The organism is Clostridium lacusfryxellense (assembly GCF_018861735.1).
Classification (GTDB): Bacteria; Bacillota; Clostridia; order Clostridiales; family Clostridiaceae; genus Clostridium_AD; species Clostridium_AD lacusfryxellense.
Window position 1 is genome coordinate 23,843 of the sequence record NZ_JAHLEB010000028.1, and the last position, 21,057, is coordinate 44,899.

Annotated in this window: 16 protein-coding genes; 2 read left to right on the top strand and 14 right to left on the bottom strand. The window is 31.6% G+C overall.

Annotated features, from left to right (window positions below; genetic code table 11):
• Positions 1-22: 22 nt before the first annotated feature.
• The 7 genes from KPL55_RS15395 to KPL55_RS15425 all read right to left on the bottom strand — a co-directional run bounded on the left by KPL55_RS15395 (position 23) and on the right by KPL55_RS15425 (position 9,236).
• Positions 23-1,183, bottom strand: coding sequence for a metallophosphoesterase (locus KPL55_RS15395; RefSeq protein ID WP_216307632.1), 1,161 nt, complete (start codon positions 1,181-1,183; stop codon positions 23-25).
• Complete coding sequence (locus tag KPL55_RS15400; protein ID WP_216307633.1) at positions 1,180-2,286, bottom strand: radical SAM/SPASM domain-containing protein; 1,107 nt, start codon at positions 2,284-2,286, stop codon at positions 1,180-1,182. The genes KPL55_RS15395 and KPL55_RS15400 overlap by 4 nt, the downstream gene beginning before the upstream one ends.
• Before the next feature lie 8 nt (positions 2,287-2,294).
• Positions 2,295-2,714, bottom strand: coding sequence for a flavodoxin family protein (locus KPL55_RS15405; protein ID WP_216307634.1), 420 nt, complete (start codon positions 2,712-2,714; stop codon positions 2,295-2,297).
• A 342-nt stretch (positions 2,715-3,056) separates the two neighbouring features.
• Positions 3,057-6,089, bottom strand: coding sequence for a beta-galactosidase, LacZ type (gene lacZ, locus KPL55_RS15410; RefSeq protein ID WP_216307635.1), 3,033 nt, complete (start codon positions 6,087-6,089; stop codon positions 3,057-3,059).
• 44 nt (positions 6,090-6,133) lie between these two features.
• Positions 6,134-6,952 carry a carbohydrate ABC transporter permease gene (locus KPL55_RS15415; protein ID WP_216307636.1) on the bottom strand — a complete coding sequence of 273 codons (819 nt, stop codon included), beginning with the start codon at positions 6,950-6,952 and terminating at the stop codon, positions 6,134-6,136.
• Complete coding sequence (locus KPL55_RS15420) at positions 6,953-7,843, bottom strand: carbohydrate ABC transporter permease (RefSeq protein ID WP_216307637.1); 891 nt, start codon at positions 7,841-7,843, stop codon at positions 6,953-6,955.
• A 76-nt stretch (positions 7,844-7,919) separates the two neighbouring features.
• Positions 7,920-9,236, bottom strand: a complete 1,317-nt coding sequence (locus KPL55_RS15425) for an ABC transporter substrate-binding protein (RefSeq protein WP_216307638.1) — start codon at positions 9,234-9,236, stop codon at positions 7,920-7,922.
• Positions 9,237-9,546: 310 nt separating this feature from the next.
• Between KPL55_RS15425 and KPL55_RS15430 the strand changes: the two genes are divergently transcribed.
• Positions 9,547-11,112 (top strand): response regulator transcription factor, encoded by a 1,566-nt coding sequence (locus tag KPL55_RS15430; protein ID WP_216307639.1) that lies wholly within the window; start codon positions 9,547-9,549, stop codon positions 11,110-11,112.
• 3 nt (positions 11,113-11,115) lie between these two features.
• Complete coding sequence (locus KPL55_RS15435; protein ID WP_216307640.1) at positions 11,116-12,894, top strand: sensor histidine kinase; 1,779 nt, start codon at positions 11,116-11,118, stop codon at positions 12,892-12,894.
• A 50-nt stretch (positions 12,895-12,944) separates the two neighbouring features.
• On the opposite strand, the gene KPL55_RS15440 is transcribed toward KPL55_RS15435, so the two are convergent.
• The 7 genes from KPL55_RS15440 to KPL55_RS15470 form a co-directional block, all read right to left on the bottom strand.
• Positions 12,945-13,622: a YdcF family protein gene (locus KPL55_RS15440; protein WP_216307641.1), complete on the bottom strand. Its 678-nt coding sequence runs from the start codon at positions 13,620-13,622 to the stop codon at positions 12,945-12,947.
• A 169-nt stretch (positions 13,623-13,791) separates the two neighbouring features.
• The gene (locus tag KPL55_RS15445) at positions 13,792-14,610 is read right to left on the bottom strand and encodes an ABC transporter ATP-binding protein (protein WP_216307642.1); all 819 of its coding nucleotides are present in this window, start codon (positions 14,608-14,610) and stop codon (positions 13,792-13,794) included.
• Complete coding sequence (locus KPL55_RS15450; RefSeq protein WP_216307643.1) at positions 14,603-15,610, bottom strand: ABC transporter ATP-binding protein; 1,008 nt, start codon at positions 15,608-15,610, stop codon at positions 14,603-14,605. Before KPL55_RS15450 ends, KPL55_RS15445 begins: the two co-directional genes overlap by 8 nt.
• 10 nt (positions 15,611-15,620) lie before the next feature.
• A complete protein-coding gene (locus tag KPL55_RS15455; RefSeq protein WP_216307644.1) occupies positions 15,621-16,862 on the bottom strand; it encodes an ABC transporter permease in 1,242 nt (413 codons plus the stop codon).
• A gap of 16 nt (positions 16,863-16,878) precedes the next feature.
• Positions 16,879-17,883, bottom strand: a complete 1,005-nt coding sequence (locus KPL55_RS15460) for an ABC transporter permease (RefSeq protein ID WP_246599542.1) — start codon at positions 17,881-17,883, stop codon at positions 16,879-16,881.
• Positions 17,884-17,998: 115 nt separating this feature from the next.
• Positions 17,999-19,849, bottom strand: coding sequence for an ABC transporter substrate-binding protein (locus KPL55_RS15465; RefSeq protein ID WP_216307645.1), 1,851 nt, complete (start codon positions 19,847-19,849; stop codon positions 17,999-18,001).
• Between the two features lie 135 nt (positions 19,850-19,984).
• Complete coding sequence (locus KPL55_RS15470) at positions 19,985-21,052, bottom strand: SGNH/GDSL hydrolase family protein (protein WP_216307646.1); 1,068 nt, start codon at positions 21,050-21,052, stop codon at positions 19,985-19,987.
• Positions 21,053-21,057 lie beyond the last annotated feature (5 nt).

The window sequence follows — 21,057 nt, forward strand, 5'->3', positions numbered from 1 at the left end:
TACATTTCCTTTAAAATATCTATTATTTAAATTTGAGATTCATTTCTACTATTTCAGATCGACTACCTAATCTAATCGGCGGTCCCCAAGTTCCATAACCTGAAGATACAATGAATTGAGAATTTTTCTTTTTTAAATACCCATAGTCTATTTCAAAGATTGCCTTGGTTATAATGTTTGCAGGAAATAGCTGCCCTCTGTGGGTGTGTCCTGAAAGTTGTAAATCAATCTTCTGATTTTCAGGCTCGCTTAAATTTCCTGGCTGATGATCCATCAGTAAAAGTGGTTTAGACTTATCTAAATCTTTTATTAAATATGACAGATCTTTTCTTTTAACCTTTGTAGCTCTCTCTAGAGATGTATCTTCTCTACCTATAACATAAAAACTGTTATTAATTAAAACTGCCTTATCTCTAAGCACATTTATCCCAGCACTCTCAAAGTTCTTAACAACATCATCTACGTTGCCGGCTATCCCCTCATGATTTCCAAGACAAGCATATACTCCATACTTACTTTTAATCCTCTTAAAGTTATCTCCCATCTTTTCTTTTACAAAAGGATCAAGATTACTATCTATTATATCTCCTGGTATAAACACAATATCAGGATTTAATTCATTAATTTTATTTACCATATCAGTAAGTCTATTATTGTCTACTATAACTCCAAGATGTATATCTGATACCATAATAACCTTTAATGTCTTCTTCTTACTTACAATTTTATTACTATTAAGATCATATTTTGTTACTATAGCATTTCGAGCACTCCACGTACCATAGACCATTATACCAAAAATAAATACACCTACTACTATCGTTACTATTAATGAAACATTAGCAGTTTCAAATAAACTTCTAGGAATAAAAACAAATTTTTTATTTAAAATCTTTATTAAATCTATTATAGATAACATTAAAATAAGATAAAACATCATTGCCATCCAATATGACCCTATAATATTCAATCTATTTGATATTATAGATGGTAAAAATGAGGGTAATAATGTAGTGAATATATATGATACAGCTACTATTGAAAATAGTACCCAATATATCTTTGCATTTAAATAAGGAATATGAATTCCTAGATTTTGCCATACCCTTAACCCAATATAATAATTTATACTTCCATATAAGAAAGCAAATAATATAGCAACCAATATTATTACACCATTCATTTTACACTCCCAAGAAACGACTTAACTATTTCTTCCTTTTCGAAAAGCACACATCCGCCTATATGATCTTCCATTAAAATGTCATTATCACGTAGTCTTTTAAATAGTGGTGAATTAATTGCTTCTCTTAAAGACGTATTTTTTAAATTCGTATCTGAGTAGGGTGAAAAAGGACACGGTTCTGCACCACCATTAGAATTGATATGAAAAAAACCTCTTCCTGCCGCAAGGCATCCTCCAGAAGTCTTTTCATCACCTGGAAACGATATAAAAATCATATCATCATAGCTTTTCCTAAGTAGTGATAATTTTTCTATTAGATATTCTCTTTCTTCTTGTTGCGGTGCTAACTCCTTTGTATCCTTATCTACTGGAACATATTCCACATAAAATACAACCTTGCAACCTCTTTCATATAACTTATTTAAAAAATTCTGCGTCGTGACTTCTTTTAAATTATCCTTTGTAACGGTTACTGATGCGCCATACATTATTTTATTATCATTCAATGTATCCATCACTTGAATCAATTTTTGATAAACACCACTACCCCGTCTATCATTTGTTTTAATCTCATTACCCTCAATGCTTAGAACAGGCAATAGGTTACGATGTTTTGCAAATAAATTTATATATTCTTGCTTTATCATTGTACCATTAGTGAATATTGGAAATACTATCTCTCGGATTTTACCTGCTGCCTTTATTATGTCGGCTCGCATTAGAGGTTCCCCACCAGCTAATAATATAAATCCTACCCCTATGTTCTTTGCATCTTCAAAAATTTTTAACCATTCAATATCTGTTAGTTGATCTTGTACTTCTTTATCTGTACAAGCATTATTCTCTCTTGAATAACATCCAGCGCAATGTAAATTACACTGACTTGTAATACTAGAAATTAAAAATGGTGGAATGTGTTCTCCATTTTTCTCCGCTTCAACTCGAAGTTTTCTAGCGTTTTTACTTGCAAGAGCAAACTTTGCCATAAATATACTTTCTTTGGGATTGCTTAGGGATGCTTTTATAGCACCTTTTATAATCTTCCCCACTCCGTCACTTAAATAATTCTCTAAATTAAACTCATTATTATTATTATTCATATTATTACTTAATTTAAGAATTTCTTAGCGAATTCTTCCACATGGTTCAAATCTTCAGCATTAGGTCTGTTTTTATGGAGTAATGTAAACTGCCCTCTACAATAGAAATTATTATTTTCTACAGTAATGCCCTTTGCCTCAAGCCTATCTTTCATTTGTGCATAAGCATTTTCTTTCATAGCTGACGTACTAAATACTACAGCCTTTCCTACCATATTAGGTGACAAAGAATCAATAAACTTTTTCATATTCTTATCAATTCCACCCCAGTATACAGATGCTCCTATAAACAGTATGTCTACTTTTTCATCAATTGATTTATCTATAGTTGAGGCTTTTATGCCCGCAGTATCAGCTATTCTTAATGCTAATTTTTCTGTATTCCCTGACTGTGTGTAATATCTTACTGCAATTTTTGCTTTATTCATATTTTTTCTCCCTCTGATCTTTATTTTTGTTATAACATTTATTTTAATAATTTATCCAATAACTAATATAGCGTTATCATTAATATTCAACTCGTTCTTGTTTCATTGCGTTTAATTCAATTGTACTCAATGTAATTTTCATTGTCAAGTGTTTTGGTTAATTAAGCCATCTTTTACAGTACATATTTTTCGTTAAAATTAGTACCTACATCAAAATACAGGAAAAAAAGAAACTACTTATCAAAAGTAGTTCCTTCTAATTAAATTAAAATACATTATCATTTAAATTAAAATACATTATCATTTAAATTAAAATACATTATCATTTAAATTAAAATACATTTAACACTCTTCTATACATTTTCTCATCGTAAATTCAAAGTGAATATCCTTTGAAGAGTCTATAAGATATTCATTGTGAACTGGCGCTCCCCAGCTGTCATCTCCACCTACTCCCATTTGCTTTGCTGCAATGGTTACTACTGTATAATTCACTTTTGGGAGTTCATTATGATGCAATGCATTTTGAAGTTCAAACGCTGTATATGGAGATACTCCGAGTTCAAATGTCGAGTTAATTGCATTAAACTCAATTCCAAATCCATTTTTATCTTTTATTCTCGCCCATCTAACTCCAGTATGGTTGCCACTTTCCTGAGGTACGATATACCCTGCAACATTTTGCGCTACGGATTTTTCATAAATCCCTATAGAAGCTCCATGAAGCCTATCCACATAATTTTCTTCCGGTCCTTTACCATACCACTTGAAGGTATCATAATCTACTGATAATTTAAATGCCATTGCGAATATTGGAAGGTCTGGCAACCCTTTAATTCCTTTATAATCACAACTTACTTTAATTTCACCATTAGAATATACAGTATAAGCTACCTTTACTTTACTAAGTGTCGTAGCTAATAATTCATATGTATATACTACGCTAATACTAAAATCATCTTCAATTACCTGAACATCTATAAATCGTTGGAACATACTAGCTTGAAGCCATTGTCCACACCTAAACCCATGGTTAGTTCCCTTGTCATTATCAGTCATTGCTCTCCAATAAATTGGCATAGGTGTACGGGTTATCATTTCTTTTCCATCATATCTAAGCGATACAATCCCACCTTCTTGTTTTGAAAATAAGACACTGAAATTATCATTTTTAACCCCAATATTTATATCTCCATGAACAACTTGGGGTTTAATTAACTTTTTAGGGACCATGACTCCCTCTAATTCAAAAACATACTGATCACATGCTACCACATGCCCCGCCTCAGCCCAAATAGTATTATTTTTAAGTTTAAATGATGTATTTAATAAATATTCTCCTAAGTCATCCACCTGTGGTAGTTTAAGACTAATATATTTTTCTTGGCCAGCATTAACAACAACTGTGATAAAGTCAATATAAATTTCTTTTCCATTAAAATCTAAGGAATACTCTAAAATATAATCAGAGGTATCCACAAACAAGTTTTCATTTTTAACCTTAACTCCATTTCTATCTGTAATTAATTTGATATTTTGATAAAGTTTCTTTACTTCTTGTGCCTTTGGAGAGGGTTTTCTGTCCGCATAAACTATTCCATTACCACAAAAGTTGTAATCTGTAGGTCTATCATCAAAATCTCCTCCATATGCAAAAACTTCCTCATTAAATCTGTCCTTTTTAATTATAAACTGATCTATATAGTCCCAAATAAATCCACCTTGATAAAGCTGATATTTACTTTCTAGTTCAACATATTTGTGCATTGCTCCACAGGAGTTTCCCATAGCGTGCATGTATTCACAGCTTATATACGGTTTTTCTGGATCATTATTTAAATACTCTTCAATCTCAAAAACCTTAGCATACATTCTGCTTTCCATATCACTAGTTTCATTAAAACTTCTATCCCAGAATACCCCTTCATAATGAACTAATCTTGAAGGATCTTTTTCTCTAAAATACTTTGACATCTTATATATGTTTTCTCCACCAAATGATTCATTACCACAAGACCATATTAAGATGCTGGGATGATTCTTATCTCTTTCTAGCATTGAACTTGCCCTATCAAGTACTATGTCTAACCACTCTTTTTTATTGCCAGGAATAACCCAATCTGGTTTGATTTTGCCCATCTTTTGCCAAGATCCATGAGTTTCTAAGTTAGTTTCATCTATTAAATATATTCCATATTCATCGCAAAGGTCATACCAATAACTTTGATTTGGATAATGGGAAGTTCTCACTGAATTTATATTGTTTTGTTTTAAAAATTTTATGTCCCATACCATATCTTCTTTAGTTATAGCTCTACCTGTCCTAGCGTTAAATTCATGACGATTTATACCCTTAAACACTATTCGTTTACCATTTATGTGCATAACCTTATTTATCATTTCAAAACTTCTAAACCCAACCTTTTGTGGTACTATCTCCACCACTTTTTCGTCAATTCCTCGAATGACAGCTAAGAGAGTGTAAAGGCATGGATTTTCAGCGCTCCAAAGCTCTACATTATTAACATTTAACTCTAAATACATCTTACTTTCTAATGAGTTTCCTATGCTTTTGGATACGCATGTACCATTTTTATCAACGAGTTCTAAATCTATGGTAAAATTAGTTTCTCCCTTTATCTTTAATTCTAGCTTTAAAACTGCATTTTTATAAGACTTATCTATGTCTGTTTTCACGAATAAATCTTCAATATGAGTTTTGGGAATAGAATATAAATATACATCCCTAAATATTCCTGAAAAACGCCAAAAATCTTGGTCTTCTAGCCAGCTGCCTGTTGATCTTTTATATACCTCCACGGCCAGCTTATTTTCACCTTCTTTAATATAGCTAGTTAAGTCAAACTCTGATGGAGTAAAACTATCCTCACTATATCCTATAAATTCACCATTTAACCAAAGGTAAAAAGCATTTTCCACACCCTGAAAAGAAATATATATAGGTCCCTCTTTAATATTTTCATCAATATTGAAATACTTTACATAACTTCCAACAGGATTGTATTCCTCTGATATCTCTGGTGGTTTTATTTCACTATGGCCATCAAAGGGATACATGGTATTTATATATTGAGGTTTATCATAACCTTGAAGCTGTATATGCGCTGGAACTTTTATATCCCTAAAACAATGACAATCAAATTCAGGTTTATAAAATTCTTTAACTCTAGAACTTGGATTTATTGCAAAACTAAACTTCCAATTTCCATTTAAACTTTGTCTAAGGCTCATTGCGCCTGTTGTCTCTTCTTCTTTTCCCTTATAATATTTATGATCTGAATGAGCCTCAATTCTGTTAACAGCAAAAACTGAAGTATCAGAAAGCCAATCTAAAGTTGGATCTTTAAAATTCATATATATATCAACCTCCATTTTCATTCTAGTTATACAAAGTTTTACTAGCCTTTAACAGAGCCAAGCATACCCGCAACAAAATGTTTTTGCATCAAAAAGAAAACTAATGCTGTTGGAAGGGTTGCTACTACAATCCCAGCCATAATCATTCCATAATCTGGAGAATAAGATGATCCCATGGTAGAAATAATGAGTGGTACTGTTCTTTTTTCTGGACTTTGTAGTGCAATTAGAGGCCACATATAATTATTCCAACTGCTCATAAATGTAATAATTGCAGCTGCCGCATATGTAGATTTCATTGTAGGCACATAAATCCTTGTAAATATTTGAATTTCATTTAATCCATCAATACGCCCCGCTTCTAAAATATCTTTTGGGAACGATTTTGTATTTTGTCTAAAAAAGAATATTAAAAATGCAGTAGATATACTAGGAATAATTACTGCTGCTGTAGTGTTTAACCCAAAAAATGTAAAAGTACTAAACATCTTAAATAAGGGTATCATAAGTGCTGCAAATGGAATCATCATAGACAGTAATAATATATTAAAAATTCTATCTCGCACTTTATTTTTATATATCTCAAATCCATATCCTGCAAGAGAGGCTACAATTAATGCTAAAATTGTTGTTATTATTGCAATTTTACCTGAGTTCCAAAGCGACATTGAAAAATTCAAATCAGACTTAAAAAGGTTATTTACATTTTCAAATAAATGCGTACCTGGCATTAATGATCCTCTAGACACATCTACTGATTTATTTGTCATACTTATAATCATCCAAATAAACGGAAAAATAGAAATTATAGATACTATACTTAAAAATATATATTTAAATGAGTTTCTTATCTTATTCATTTATTTATCATCTCCCGCCACTTTAAATTGTATTAATGATAATACAATTATCATAATTACAATAGTATAAGATACCGCTGCCGCGTATCCAAAATTCGGAGTATATTTAAAACTTAAGTTATATATGTACTGTGATATTGTAGTTGTTGCATTTCCTGGACCACCTTTTGTTATATTCATTACCTCATCAAATAATTGCAAAGTACCCGTAGTTGACATAACTGTAGTAAATAAAATAATTGGTTTTAATAGGGGAACGGTAATACTAAAAAACTGTTTTACTGATGTCGCTCCATCTATTTTTGCTGCTTCGTAAATACTTGGATCAATATTTTGTAATCCGGCTAAATAAAATATCATGTTATATCCAGTCCAACGCCAAGTTATAGCTATTATTATAGTTATTTTAGCCCAAAATGGACTAGTAATCCATTCTATTGGTGAATTTAATAAATGTAAATTTAATAGTATTTTATTCATTAACCCGTCATTTGAAAATAAACTTTTGAATATTACAGAATAAGCAACCAAGGATGTTACACAAGGCAGAAATATTGCAGTTCTAAAAAAGGCCTTTCCTTTTAGCTTATCATCATTTAAAAGTACAGATATAAACAATGCAAGTAGAATCATTATAGGAACCTGTATTGCTAAATAAATGAGGGTATTAAAAACTGATTTTTGAAATATATTATCAGTAAACAATCTAGCATAATTAGCAATTCCTACAAATCTAAGATTATTTCCCATACCTGATTGTAATGACGTAATAAACGCTTGTATCATTGGATAAAAAACAAAAGAACCAATTATAAGTATACTAGGCAAGGTAAATAACCAACCTACCTTATCATAATTTTTGTTTAAATTATTCTTTTTCACAAATTTCATGGATTCAGCCTCCTTTTTATAAGTTAATCCTTTGCTAATCTATGATTAACAAAGGATTATAAAACTGTAAGTTCAGCTAGTTAATTGCAGCGGCTTCTGCTTGCTTTTGAGCATCTTTAAGCGCTGTACTTATATCTGCACCATCTTTTACTATAGATTGAACTGTTCCAGTTAATATATCTTCTATAGTATAAGTGTATAAGCCATAGTTAACTGAAGGTATTTCTGATGTCCATTTAGATAAATCCTGTAATATCTTTTGTCCACCATAAAATTCAACAGATTTTTGATAGTTTTCTGTAGTTGAAGAAGCTTTTAAAGTACTTGTAAGATTAATCTTATCTGCTAAAGTATTCATAAGGTCTTTATTTGTTCCAAAAGTTTTAGCAAGAAAATCTGAAGCTAGTTCTGAATCTCCCACCTTATCTAAAACATACCAACTTGCTCCTCCAATATTAGAAGCATTTACTGATGATTTCACAGCGCCGAGTTTTGGTATAGCTGCAACTGCCCATTTTCCACTTTGATCTGTTGCTTTAGTTATTGAGCTTGAAATCCAGCATCCTGTTGGTACAGAAGCAACCTCACCCTTTTGGAAAGCACCTACAAATTGATCCCAATCAGAAATTTGTTTTACTATTCCCGATTCCATAAGCTGTTTATATACTTTAATACCTTCTTTTAATGCCTCGTTATTTTCTAAATTTACAGTTGTTCCATCCTCTTTTACATACCATTGACCAGCTGATTGCATCATTATTCTTAATATTCCTAAGTCATTAGGATCCATGGTAAGCATTGCCTTTCCTGTTTTAGCTTTTACTGCTTTACCAATTTCTATAAATTTTTCCCATGTTATGTTTTCCATGTCTGATTTTTCATATCCAGCCTGCTTTAATAAATCCGTTCTATAAAATAAAGCAGCTACACCACTATCAAAAGGAACTCCGTAAAGCTTTCCATTTGAACTGTCTGATTTAAGCTTATATTCCATAAAATCTGTTGCCTTAATTTTACTAGACATATCTGTAAAAGAATCAGGATATGAAGTCAAAAAGTTTTGTACTCTATAATCTTCAATAAGAACTATATTAGGTAGCCCTTCAGTAGTATTTGAACTTAAATTTGTATTTAACTTTTGTACTATATCATCTTGAGCCATTTCTACTATTTGAACTTCTACCCCTGGATTTTCCTTTAGGTAAATTGCTTTTGCTTCTTTAGCCGCAACCACATTAAAAGTTCCATCCCATGCCCATATTACAATTTTTTTATTTGTGGTATCTGCTTTAGTATTTTCTTTAGTATTTTCTTTAGTGCTTTTTGCACAGCCTGCTATACCAAGTGCCATAACAACAGTTAGAGCAATAGCTATTAGTTTTTTAGTTTTCATAATTAAAATCCCCCTTTAAATTTGGTTTAGATTAGTTTAAACGGTTTCATAATCTCTAACTTAATTTTATATCAAATCTTGAAAATCAAATAGTATTATGTTTATATAAATTTGTGCTATTTTAATAAAGATGATTTAAATATAAATATAAAATTTGTACTTTTTTAAGATTCTATAATTATTTTAATATATATTGCATTTACATTAGTTTGAGTTTTAGTCCCAATTGAATTAACTTTAATATTACTATATACTGTAATAACAGTATACAACTCAATTAAAAAGAAATAATTTAAAAGGATTTGATCTATTGAGTAACCTATGTAAAATTTTAATAGTAGATGATGAATATTTGTTAAGACAAGGTATTAAGCACCTCGTAGATTGGAATAAAGAGGGTTTCGAAATCATAGGGGAAGCATCTAATGGAAAAGAAGCTTTAGATTTTATAGAAAAGCTTAAGCCTCACATAATAATTTCAGATATAGTTATGCCCGTTATGGATGGCGTAGATCTCGCAAAGATAGTGAAAACAAAATATCCTGATATACAAATAGTTATTTTAAGTGGTTATAGTGATTTTAATTATGTAAAAGATACATTCAAATTAGGTGTAAAGGATTACGTTTTGAAACCAAAATTAAATCCCGAGGAGCTTGTTTTGCTTTTAAAAAACACTGCTAGTAATATTCCTAATTTTATTATGCCTACTCCTGAAAATAGTAACACCTTAAATATAAACAATCTCTTATCCAAATTAATTTCTGGCTTTTATACAAATTTCAATGAAAAAACTGTAGAGGATACTTTCCCTCTTGAATCTTTTTTTCTAATAGGAGACAATATTAAAAAAATAAACAATATAAATTCCATGAGCCTTTTATCTTTAAGATCTATTTTATCAAAGGCCGCAAAAATATATCTTAAAGACTTAATATATTATGAAGTAGAGGCCGACAGTAATTTATTTTTACTTATAATAAATTTAAAAGCAGAGAATTATTCCAAGGTATTAGATCAGATTAACCTTATGCTAAGCGAAGTTTCAAAGGACATTCCCGAAATATTTTTCGTATTAAGTAAGCTTTTTAATTCCTTATATGAATTAGAAGATGTTTATATAAATAATCTAAGGCCACTACTTGGGTATAAATTTTATTTTAAAGGTAAAAATCTTATTACTTATGATGATTTACCTAAAAATAACTTAAAACAAAAATTCGATTTTAAGTACTACGCTGACCAAATATATTTGCTTAATATAGATAACGCTTTAAATTATTTAAAGGAGTACCTTTGCAAGTCGATAACAAATAACAATATTAATGAATTTGAATTAAAAACACTTTTTGAAAATGCCCTATATAATATTATAAATATTTTAGATGAACTTAATTTCAATATGGAAGAGATGAACAATTCAAAGTTAGAATATTTTCAAAAAATAGATGAAACTAAATCTTCTGATGAATTATTACATTTACTAGATATCATAACAAAAGAGATACGATTATTATTAAATAATCAAGAAAGTAAACTAAATGATCATATGATAAATAAAATTATTGAATACATCTCAAATCATTATTATGAACAATTGTCCCTTAAACAAGTGGCTGATATATTTCATTTTAACTATTACTATTTATCCTCATATTTTAGTTCTCACAACCCAGAAGGATTTAGCGAATATCTAAATAAAATTCGCGTACAAAAATCTGTTGATCTTTTGAGAAATGAAAAAATTCCGGTATCAGAAATAAGTTTTATGGTGGGATATTCCGATCATAGTTATTTTTGCAAGGTATTTAAAAAATTCAAGAATCTTACTCCAAGTAAATTCAGAAGAAATATTCAAGATGGTAAAAGAGGTTAACTTATGTCTAAAATTATAAACAAATTAAAAAGCAACAGCTTATTTTTCAAGTTAACATTGATTATGTTAATTAGCACCATCAGCATTTCTATTATAACTGCATATACAATAATGAATATTTCTAAGAAAGTATTTATTAATAACTTTAGTATTACAAACACTAAAATTTTAAATCAAATTGGATCTAACTCTGCTGATTTAAACGATAAACTTATAAGTCTTATGAATACCGTGAACAATAGTTGGGCCTTTAGACGATACCTTAGTGAATATAATACTAGTATAATAGATCAATCAAATATTATATATAACATTAAGCAGCATTTAAAAGTTAATGATGCCAACTTGGATTCTAAAGACATTGATTTTTTATTGATTGGATCTAATAATTCCACATATATAAGAAGCTCTGCTTTATTAACAACTCCAGTACATGATATTAAAGAAAATCAAATAACAAAAAACTCTCTTAAAAATCCAGATAAGTTATTATACCAATATAGCAACTCCGGATTTAACAGTTTGACTGAGCATAAAAATGTTATTATCGCTACAAAGGTATTACAAGATCGAAGGACAAAAAAGCAATTTGGGATGCTGTACGTAAGTATAGATGAACATACTTTTAAAAACCTCTATTCTAATTTTACGACTAAGAGCAATGACGTTGTTATAATCTCCTCCGATGGTACTATTGTTTCTTCTAATAAACAAAGTATTATCGGAACTAAAGATAAAAATCTGCTTAATGTAGCAAAACAAATAAGAACCGATAACCTTAAGTTTAAAAATTTAAAATTAAATAACAAAGATTACACCGTTCTAGCAGAGTATATGCCCATTTATAATTTCTACTTAGTAAATCTTATAGATACAAAACTTGCTTTAGAAGATATGTATAATATAAATGAAATAGTTCTGAACTGTGCAATAATAATAATTATTTCAGTTGCCATACTATTTGTAATTACAAGAAAAACTATAAAACCCTTAAGAGTTTTAGTAAAAGAGATGTCTAAGGTGACACAAGGTGACTTCAATAATCACATAAATCTAGCAGGCTGCTCTGAAATAAAAAACTTAAGCAGTTCATTTAACTATATGTTAGACGACTTAAACAGTTATGTAGAAAAGTTACTTATGGCCCAAAAGGAGCAAAGAAAATCAGAACTATCTGCACTACAAATGCAAATTAATCCTCATTTTATCTATAACACCCTAGCCTCTATTAAATTGCTAGTTTTAAAAGAAGATAAAGAAAAAACAAACCAAACCATAAATTCATTTATTTCATTATTACAAAATACCATTAGCGAAACCAGTGAAACAATTACCGTAAATCAAGAAATAGAAAATTTGGAAAACTACGTCTTTATAAATGAAGCTAGATGTGGAGATAACATAAAGGTTAATTTCCATGTACTCGAGCAGTGCACGAGTTACAGACTTCCAAAGCTAGTACTTCAGCCATTTGTTGAAAATGCTCTTTTCCATGCATTTACAGGAAATACTGAAGGTCGAATACATGTTTTTATATCGGTTAAAAACAATAATTTGCTTTGTGAGATAATAGATAACGGGATAGGCATAGATGAATCCCAACTACAAAATTTATATTCTCATCCTACTTCTAAGCATAAACATTTTACAGGAATAGGAATTAAAAATGTTGATGATAGGATTAAACTTCTTTATGGAAATGATTATGGGGTTACTATAACTAGCATAGTAAATGTAGGAACTACAGTTATTGTGTGTTTGCCTTTAATTGATAATAAGTGAAAAACCTCAACTAAAGAGTTGAGGTTTTTCACTTATTTAGGATTTACTAATCACCTATCAAATATAAACGAGTTTATTACTGCGAAGTATTCTCTAACAAAACATGAAACCACTAGCATTCGATTAAGTGGTGCCGGATATCCATATGCCTTTAACCCCTGCCTTTTAGCTAAAAACTTAGATCTAAACATATGAAAATTATTTGTTACAATAGTTACATTTATATTTTCTTTTTTATCTAATTCTTTTAAAATCTCTGTTGTAAACTTAAGATTTTCTAAAGTGCTTGTCGACCTTTCTTCCTTTATTATCTGATCCACCGCTACTCCACGTTTTATTAAAAATCTCTTCATAGCTTCTGCCTCAGTAATACTTTCGTCAATTCCTCGTCCTCCTGAAACTACTATCTTAATATCAGGATTTATTTTGACATATTCTAGACTGGCATTAAGCCTTTGAAGAAGTGGTATTGATGGGCTTTTACCTCTAAGCCCAGCCCCCAAAACCACCAAATAATCACTTTCTTGAGTATGCTTTACTCTACCTGATTTAACTATCAATATTTCAACTAATATAAAAGAAACTAGACTTATAAAGAAGCATATCTCCATCAACATTCTAATCGCTTCTGGTATTATGAAAATAAAGTCTTTTTTACTTATCAGATTATATAATCCCATAACACTTAACACACAAAGGAATACATGCATCTTTACATGTTTTCTCATAATTCATCATAGCCTCCTTATTAGTATGTAACAATTAATATATCTATAATAATTCTATATACGCTTATAATTATCCTTTTTAATTTACACATAAAAATACCCTATAGAGTGATTTTTAGCTATCTACTCTATAGGGGCCATTATAATAAGTACCTTTTATTCCACTTCTCTATCCAACGGTTGTTAAATCCCATTTTTCATAAATCTTAGGTACGTCACCAATTAGTCGCTTGGTGTACTCCTCTTTAGGATTACATATAACCTCATCTGCACTCCCATGTTCTACGAATTTACCGTGCTCCATAATATATACATTATCAGACACATAATATGCAAGTCCAATATCATGAGTAATGAATATAATTGTCATGTTGTTTTCATCCCTAAGTTTCAGTAGCATATCAAGTATTGTAGCTCTTGAGCATGCATCCACCATGGATGTAGGTTCATCCGCTATTAAAATTTTCGGTTTTAATAAAAAAATTCTCGCAATCATAAGCCTCTGCATTTGCCCACCTGATAACTCAAATGGATATTTATTTGTAAGTTCTGCAAATTTTAAGTTTACGAATCTACAAGCCTCTGTTATAAGCTCTATCTTTTTTTCCTTTGGCAAATTTTTTCCGTCTCTCATATTTATACAGTCTAAAAGTACAGAATCTACCTTATAAAACATATTGAAAGATGCGAATGGGTCCTGAAATACGGCTTGTATTCCCATCCAGTAGGCCTTTTTCTTCTTATGAGAGGATATATCTCGCCTCTTACCTTCAAACCCTATTTCACCCTCAGTTACATTACTAAGTCCTAATAACATCTGAGCCAAGGTGGTCTTACCGCTTCCACTTTCACCTACAATTGAGATAACTTCACCTTTATAAAAGTCGAAATCTATGTGATCAACGGCAACGGTGTTTATTTTACTACTCCCAAATATCTTAGTAACGCCTCTTCCACTTAGGCATGGAATCAATTTTTCTTTATTCATCTGCGTAAACCTCCTTAAGCTGCCCAATTGAGTAGACACAGCGGTACATCCTATCATTACCAAATACCTTTGTAGAAACATTCGCAAGCGTGCATTCAGGTTTTACGTATTTGCAACGTTCTGCAAACCTACAGCCATCAGGAGGATGCTTCAAATTTGGAGGAGTACCAGGGATAACTGAAAGTTTTTTATCGCGAATCCCAGCTTCCGGAACTATTATTGAGCCCATGAGGCCTTTTGAATAAGGATGCATAGAATCAAATACCATTTCCTGGGCAGTTCCCTTTTCTACGATCTGTCCTGCATACATAACCATGATATCATTAGTTACATTATAAAGGAGTGGAAGTTCATGGGTAATGAAAACCATTGATTTTATTAATCCCTTTTCCATAAGGTTTCTGAGCATCTTGATAACCATCTTCTGAGAAGTAACATCAAGTGCGGATGAAGGTTCGTCTGCTATTAACACTTTTGGTGAAAGTATTGTTGAAATCGCAATGACAGTACGTTGTTTCATACCACCTGACAATTCTACTGCATGCTTCTTTAGTACCTCAGGAGGCAACCCTAGTAGTTCAAATCTTTCTCTTGCGAGATCATGAATATCTTTAATTGCTGCCTTTGGGTTATGTGCATGAATAACATCTTCTATTAAACTTATAATTTTTTGTGTAGGATTTAATGCATTCATAGCTGCCTGTGGTATATAAGAAATTTCATTACCTAAAATATTTTTACGTACATCTTCAGGCTTCATTCCAGATATATTTCTGCCATCTATGATTATATCACCACTTATATAGTGAAGCGGTGATAAATAATATCCCATCATGCTAAGTGCCAGTGTGGACTTTCCACATCCAGATTCTCCTGCTATTCCAAGGGATTTACCTTCTTCAACCTTTAAGGAAACATCGTTAACTGCATAAATACCTTCTCTCGACCTAGTTACATATTTTGTATTTAGATTGTTTACCTCCAACATTATTTTCCCCATAGCTGCCTCCTTAATCTCTTAACTGTGGATTGAATACCTGATCAAGCCCTGTATTCATCAAGTTAAGTGAAAATGATATTAATGTAATTGCTAGTATAACTGGCAAGAAAGCCCACCATGATCCAGTAAGGGGTGCTTTATATGCCATTGCCCAGTTTAGCATTAGACCAAGTGTAGAAACTTTAGTCGTAGCTGGTCCTAGACCTATCATAGACAACTGTGCCTCTGCAAGAATACCAGAAGATATTTGAAGGATAAATGCCATAACCACATAAGAAGCTACATATGGCAGGATATCTGTTAGAATAATCCTTGGCAAGCTATGGCCCGATAATTTTGAAAGATTAACATGATTACGGTTTCTTAGGGATATAACCTGAGAACGTACGGACCTTGTCGTCCATGGCCATGAGGTGAACCCTATAATCGCTGCCGTAAGCATAACCCCCCTTGCACTTTCACCTACACTAAAGGATATTAGCACCAAAAGTATAAATGAGGGAATGACCGTAAAAATATTCGTAATAAACATAATGAAATCATCTAGTGTTCCTCCAACATATCCTGCCAAAAGTCCTAGTATTAAACCAAAAAGAGTAGCTATAGTACCTGCAACCAGACCAATTTTCAAGGATGTTCCCATAGCTGCCACAAGTTCTGTAAGTACGTCACGACCAAAGTTATCTGTTCCCAAAATAAACTTTCTCTTATTTACAATATCCTTCGTATTGACAAATGCCTGTGAATCAAGTGGTTTAGTTGAAGCTAATACTCCATCCTTATCCTTAGTGGCTATATATATATCACCACTATCAATTATTTTGTTTATCTTGTTATTTAATCTCACATAATTCATCTTCTCTGCTGCTAATAAACCTGTTTGATCAACTTTAGAGTTATAATTCTTCTTCCATGAATTTACAAGTACTTCCACATCATCTATATCTACTTCAGTTTTTTTAACATTTCCAAATTTGATAAGCCAGTCTAACATACTTTGTTTATCTGTTATTGATATAGCTTTAAGTTTCGCTGAATTCGTGTTTATCTTCAAAGTATATTCATTAGTCTGTACTACATCTTTTACGGCTATATAGGTACCTGGTTTATAAAACAGTCCACCTACCATATCCAGTGGATCTGTTTTTATAAACAGAGGGTAAAATATAATCATAAAAAATATAATAATAAAAATTACAAACCCAACAACAAATTTAGGGGAGTGAAATACTTGTTTTATCAGATTCTTCATAATAATACCTCCTATATTAGTCCTGTTGCGCTGCCTTAACCCTTGGGTCTATAAACCCATAAAGTATTTCAACAGCCAAATTTGCAATTAGCACCATAATTGTAATAATCAACGTACATCCAGAAATGAGCGGATAATCTCTTCCACTTATAGCTGCAAGTAGTGTAGTTCCAAGTCCTGGATAACTAAAGATAATCTCTGAAACTAATGCGCCACCCACCATCGTTCCAAGTGATAATGCAAGACCTGTAATTTGAGGGAGCATTGAATTTCTAAAAACATATTTAACAATCTTTGAGTCCTTAATACCTAAAAATCGGCTATATTTTACATAATCTTCATTAAGTTCATATATTGACATAGAACGCATTCCAATTGCTTGCCCACCTATGGTAATAAGTACAATGGACCAAAATGGAAGTTGATAATGATAAATAACTGAACCTATAAATTTAAGGCTTAGATTAGGATTCATGTCATACCCATATCCAAGAGCTGTTGGAAACCATTTTAAATAAACTCCAAAGAAAAATTGTAATAAAATGGCCATACCAAATGCTGGCATATTGCTTAAAAATAAGAAAGATGGAAGTATTCCTTTGTCCCATACTCCCCTTACATATGCAGCTATAGCACCTAAGATATTACCTAAAAACCAACCCACTATAATAGCTGGTAGTTGCAGGCATATTGTCCACCATACGGATTTAGCTAATATATCTGATACGGTTCTAGGATAATACATAAATGAAATACCTAAATTGCCTTTGAATAAATTCTTAATAAATTCAAAAAACTGTACATACAAAGGCTGGTTTATTCCAAATGTGTTTGCATATTCTTCATAAACCTTTTGTATAGCTGTTTGATTCGTCATGCCTTTAGTTGCTCTTATTGCAATAGCCGATACTGGATTACCCGGCATAAGGCGAGGCAATATAAAATTTAAAATCACTGCAACTACAAGCGTCAATAAATACCATAAAACTTTGTTAGAATAATATTTTTTATAGCCTTTCAATACATCACCACCTCATATGTAGTTAGTATAATTTAAAATTAAAACTAGCCATGCCTTCATCTTACTGCTTAAGAAGCATGGCTAATTATATATAATTTAATTACTTGCTTAGATATTATTTAACTAATTTCATTGTGTACAGCCCTGCTATACCATAACCATCTGTTAAATCATATGGAGGTATTCCAATGCCTTTATCAGATTTCGAGCCCTCTTGAGGGTAATTTGTCCATACAGTTTCATTAACTGTGTAGAATAATTCTGGTCTATACATTAATGAGAAGGATGGTACTTCGGTTAAATAAATCTTAGATAATTCTGTATAGTATACTTTAAGTTTTGCTTGGTCTGTTTCATGAGGAATTAATTCTAATAACTTATCAACTCTTGCATTTGCATATCCTCCAAAGTTACCAATCATCTGAGTTTTCATTTTGTTATATGAACTTGATAATATACCAAAAGCACGCGTCCATGGATTAGAAATACCTGCTGCTGATGGACTGTACATAGCAATATCAAAGTTTTTATTTCCTAAATCATCATAAAATGTATTGGCATCTGGGAAATATGTGGTGATATCAATACCAATTTTTTTACCTGCTGCTGCAACGATTTCTAGAGAAGCATTCCAATCAGACCATCCTGCCGGACATTCAGCCTTAAATGAAAGCTTAGTGCCTTTGTATTCTCTAATTCCATCTCCATTTGTATCTTTGATTCCTGCAGTATCTAAAAGTTTTTTAGCACTCTCAATATCATTTCCAGTCCACTGAACACTCTTTAATGCAGTTTGATCTACTAATGCCTGCTCAGCTTTTGATGGACTCATTAAAGTACGAGGCACTTCTGTAAATGATGGAGAATATCCACTCATAGCAGTTTTAATAATTTGGTCGTAGTCAACTGCTAAGGCAATTGCTTTACGAACTGCAACTTGGTCTAGTCCTGGTTTCTTTATATTAAAGTATGCAGTTGGCATTGTAGCTGCTAAATAATATGGCGATTCAGGCAAATATGTTGATATTTTTCCTCCTGACATCATACTTGCTACATCACTTATAAACTGCTGGGAAACATCAACTTCACCAGCTTTGAATGCTGTATCTCCAGCGGCATTGTCTTTGAAGATATTATGGGCAATATATTTAGGAACTGGAAGTTTACCCCACATGGAGGTTGCTTTTCCCCAGTAATTATCGTCTCTTTGAAATACAACTTTTTGATCATTTGATATAGAGGGTTTATATGGACCAGAGCCAACAAAATCTTCCATCTTATCAGTTTTAATCTTAGTAGCATCTTTGTTATTTCTAGCTTCAACCTTCTCTAAGTATGCCTTTTGCATAACATACTGCTTTGGAAGGTACTCTGTAACTTTTAATGGATTTAAAGCAGCACCTGAACCATTTAATTTTGCTGTAAGTACTACAGTAGAATCATCTGTAGCTTTTATACTTTCTATATAAGTTTTATAATCTGATCCACCTGGACTTTCATATTTAACATTTGTATCAAATGTGTAAGCAACATCATTTGCAGTAACTGCAGTTCCATCACTCCATTTTGCATCCTTATTCATTTTTACTGTAAGGGTTGTATGAGCATCATTCCATACTGCATCCCCATCTGCAAGAAGTGGATACATTTTACCATCTAGCATGTTATACATGTATAGTGTTTCATACAATAATGTCCTAGCAGAATCCTTCTGTCCAACTCCCATTGCATTATTTGAGTTACTAGATAGTGGGTTCCAATCTGTGATTGCACCCCATTGCTGTCCATTAAAATAAACTGTTTCGTTTCTTGGAATAGAACCCTTATCAGTAGTTTTTGGCTCTTCGGTTTTTGTTACTGGAGCTTTTGGAACGGTTTTTGTAGATGTTGAGCAGCCAATAGCCATCGTTGCGACCATTGTTGTAATTGTCAATAAAGAACAGATTTTTTTCCAGCGATTATTCATTAAAAAACCCCCTTTAAAATATAGTTTTATATTGAGTATTTTATAGCACATTTATATTATACTACTATTGTAAACGTTTTAGAAGAAATATTTTTAAAATATTACATATTCTTTTATATTAACCTTTATTTTATTTTACCAAATTTCATTCCCAAAACCCTTTAAAAATATACTAAGTTCAAAAGCCATTTGCTCAGCTTCTGGCGCCCTAATGCATAGTGAAGTTCCTCGTCCATTACATATGTAGAGAAAGTGATGGATTTTAACATCATTAATATTAAGGCATATTTGGCCGATGGCACGATCCCATGAAGGGTGATGGTTTTTAATTGTAGTAGTAAGCACTATAAATGCACTTGGGTAACATCTTCTAATATTTAAAACAAATTCTCTGTAATGCTTTTTCCATTTTTTTGCCTTTTCACCATTTTCATCTTCCTTCATGTAATCCAGTGGAACTGAATCATTTTGACCAATATCAATTACCACTACTTGTGGGGTATACCTTCTAAAATTCCAACTAGTAATATCGCCAAAATCAGGATTAAAATGGAGTTTATCATATATGCTTTCCATTCCAATGCACTCAGGTTTTTGGAAATATCCCTTCCCATCAAGAAGGGATATTCCTTCCTGGGCTATGATACTAACCTGTGCTTTTAAATTTCTAGCTGTGACCATAGCATAAGAATGCCAAGCATTTGAATATTGTCCATTGTGTTTTGGATTTTGTTTGGCTAGATAATCCACATCATCAATGAGCTCCCCTGCAACCGCTGAGTCTCCATAAAATTCTATGCATTTTCTAGGTATTTTAGAAGCGATTAATATTTTACTTTCTTTAGATACATTAAAACCATAGAAGGTGAATTCATGGCAACCATCTTGTCTTTTAAAAACTATTACTTCATGGGATTTATCCTTTTCTAAATCAATTGCCAATGTTATTTCCTGCATGCAACTATCATTGGAGAGGAGAATTTTTTTCTCCTCTCCGTCTATAATATAACCTATATAGTTATCATAATAACTATGGTTATTTTCTACTAATAATTTAAGGCTTACCCCTGTAAAACACATTGATACTGAACTTGCGGGAAATATAAATATTGGTGCTAAAGGATTCGTAAAATCTATTCTTCCGTTATATATTAGATCTTCTGAGTTTGGTTTAATAAGTTTGCAAATTTCTGTTATCTCCATGTTTT

Bases quoted from the DNA above. Each gene is read 5' to 3' on its own strand.
- KPL55_RS15470 (WP_216307646.1), bottom strand. From the start codon at position 21,052: ATGGAGATAACAGAAATTTGCAAACTTATTAAACCAAACTCAGAAGAT.
- KPL55_RS15455 (WP_216307644.1), bottom strand. From the start codon at position 16,862: ATGAAGAATCTGATAAAACAAGTATTTCACTCCCCTAAATTTGTTGTT.
- KPL55_RS15465 (WP_216307645.1), bottom strand. From the start codon at position 19,849: ATGAATAATCGCTGGAAAAAAATCTGTTCTTTATTGACAATTACAACA.
- KPL55_RS15420 (WP_216307637.1), bottom strand. From the start codon at position 7,843: ATGAAATTTGTGAAAAAGAATAATTTAAACAAAAATTATGATAAGGTA.
- lacZ (WP_216307635.1), bottom strand. From the start codon at position 6,089: ATGAATTTTAAAGATCCAACTTTAGATTGGCTTTCTGATACTTCAGTT.
- KPL55_RS15440 (WP_216307641.1), bottom strand. From the start codon at position 13,622: ATGAGAAAACATGTAAAGATGCATGTATTCCTTTGTGTGTTAAGTGTT.
- KPL55_RS15445 (WP_216307642.1), bottom strand. From the start codon at position 14,610: ATGAATAAAGAAAAATTGATTCCATGCCTAAGTGGAAGAGGCGTTACT.
- KPL55_RS15425 (WP_216307638.1), bottom strand. From the start codon at position 9,236: ATGAAAACTAAAAAACTAATAGCTATTGCTCTAACTGTTGTTATGGCA.
- KPL55_RS15405 (WP_216307634.1), bottom strand. From the start codon at position 2,714: ATGAATAAAGCAAAAATTGCAGTAAGATATTACACACAGTCAGGGAAT.
- KPL55_RS15415 (WP_216307636.1), bottom strand. From the start codon at position 6,952: ATGAATAAGATAAGAAACTCATTTAAATATATATTTTTAAGTATAGTA.
- KPL55_RS15435 (WP_216307640.1), top strand. From the start codon at position 11,116: ATGTCTAAAATTATAAACAAATTAAAAAGCAACAGCTTATTTTTCAAG.
- KPL55_RS15395 (WP_216307632.1), bottom strand. From the start codon at position 1,183: ATGAATGGTGTAATAATATTGGTTGCTATATTATTTGCTTTCTTATAT.
- KPL55_RS15400 (WP_216307633.1), bottom strand. From the start codon at position 2,286: ATGAATAATAATAATAATGAGTTTAATTTAGAGAATTATTTAAGTGAC.
- KPL55_RS15450 (WP_216307643.1), bottom strand. From the start codon at position 15,610: ATGGGGAAAATAATGTTGGAGGTAAACAATCTAAATACAAAATATGTA.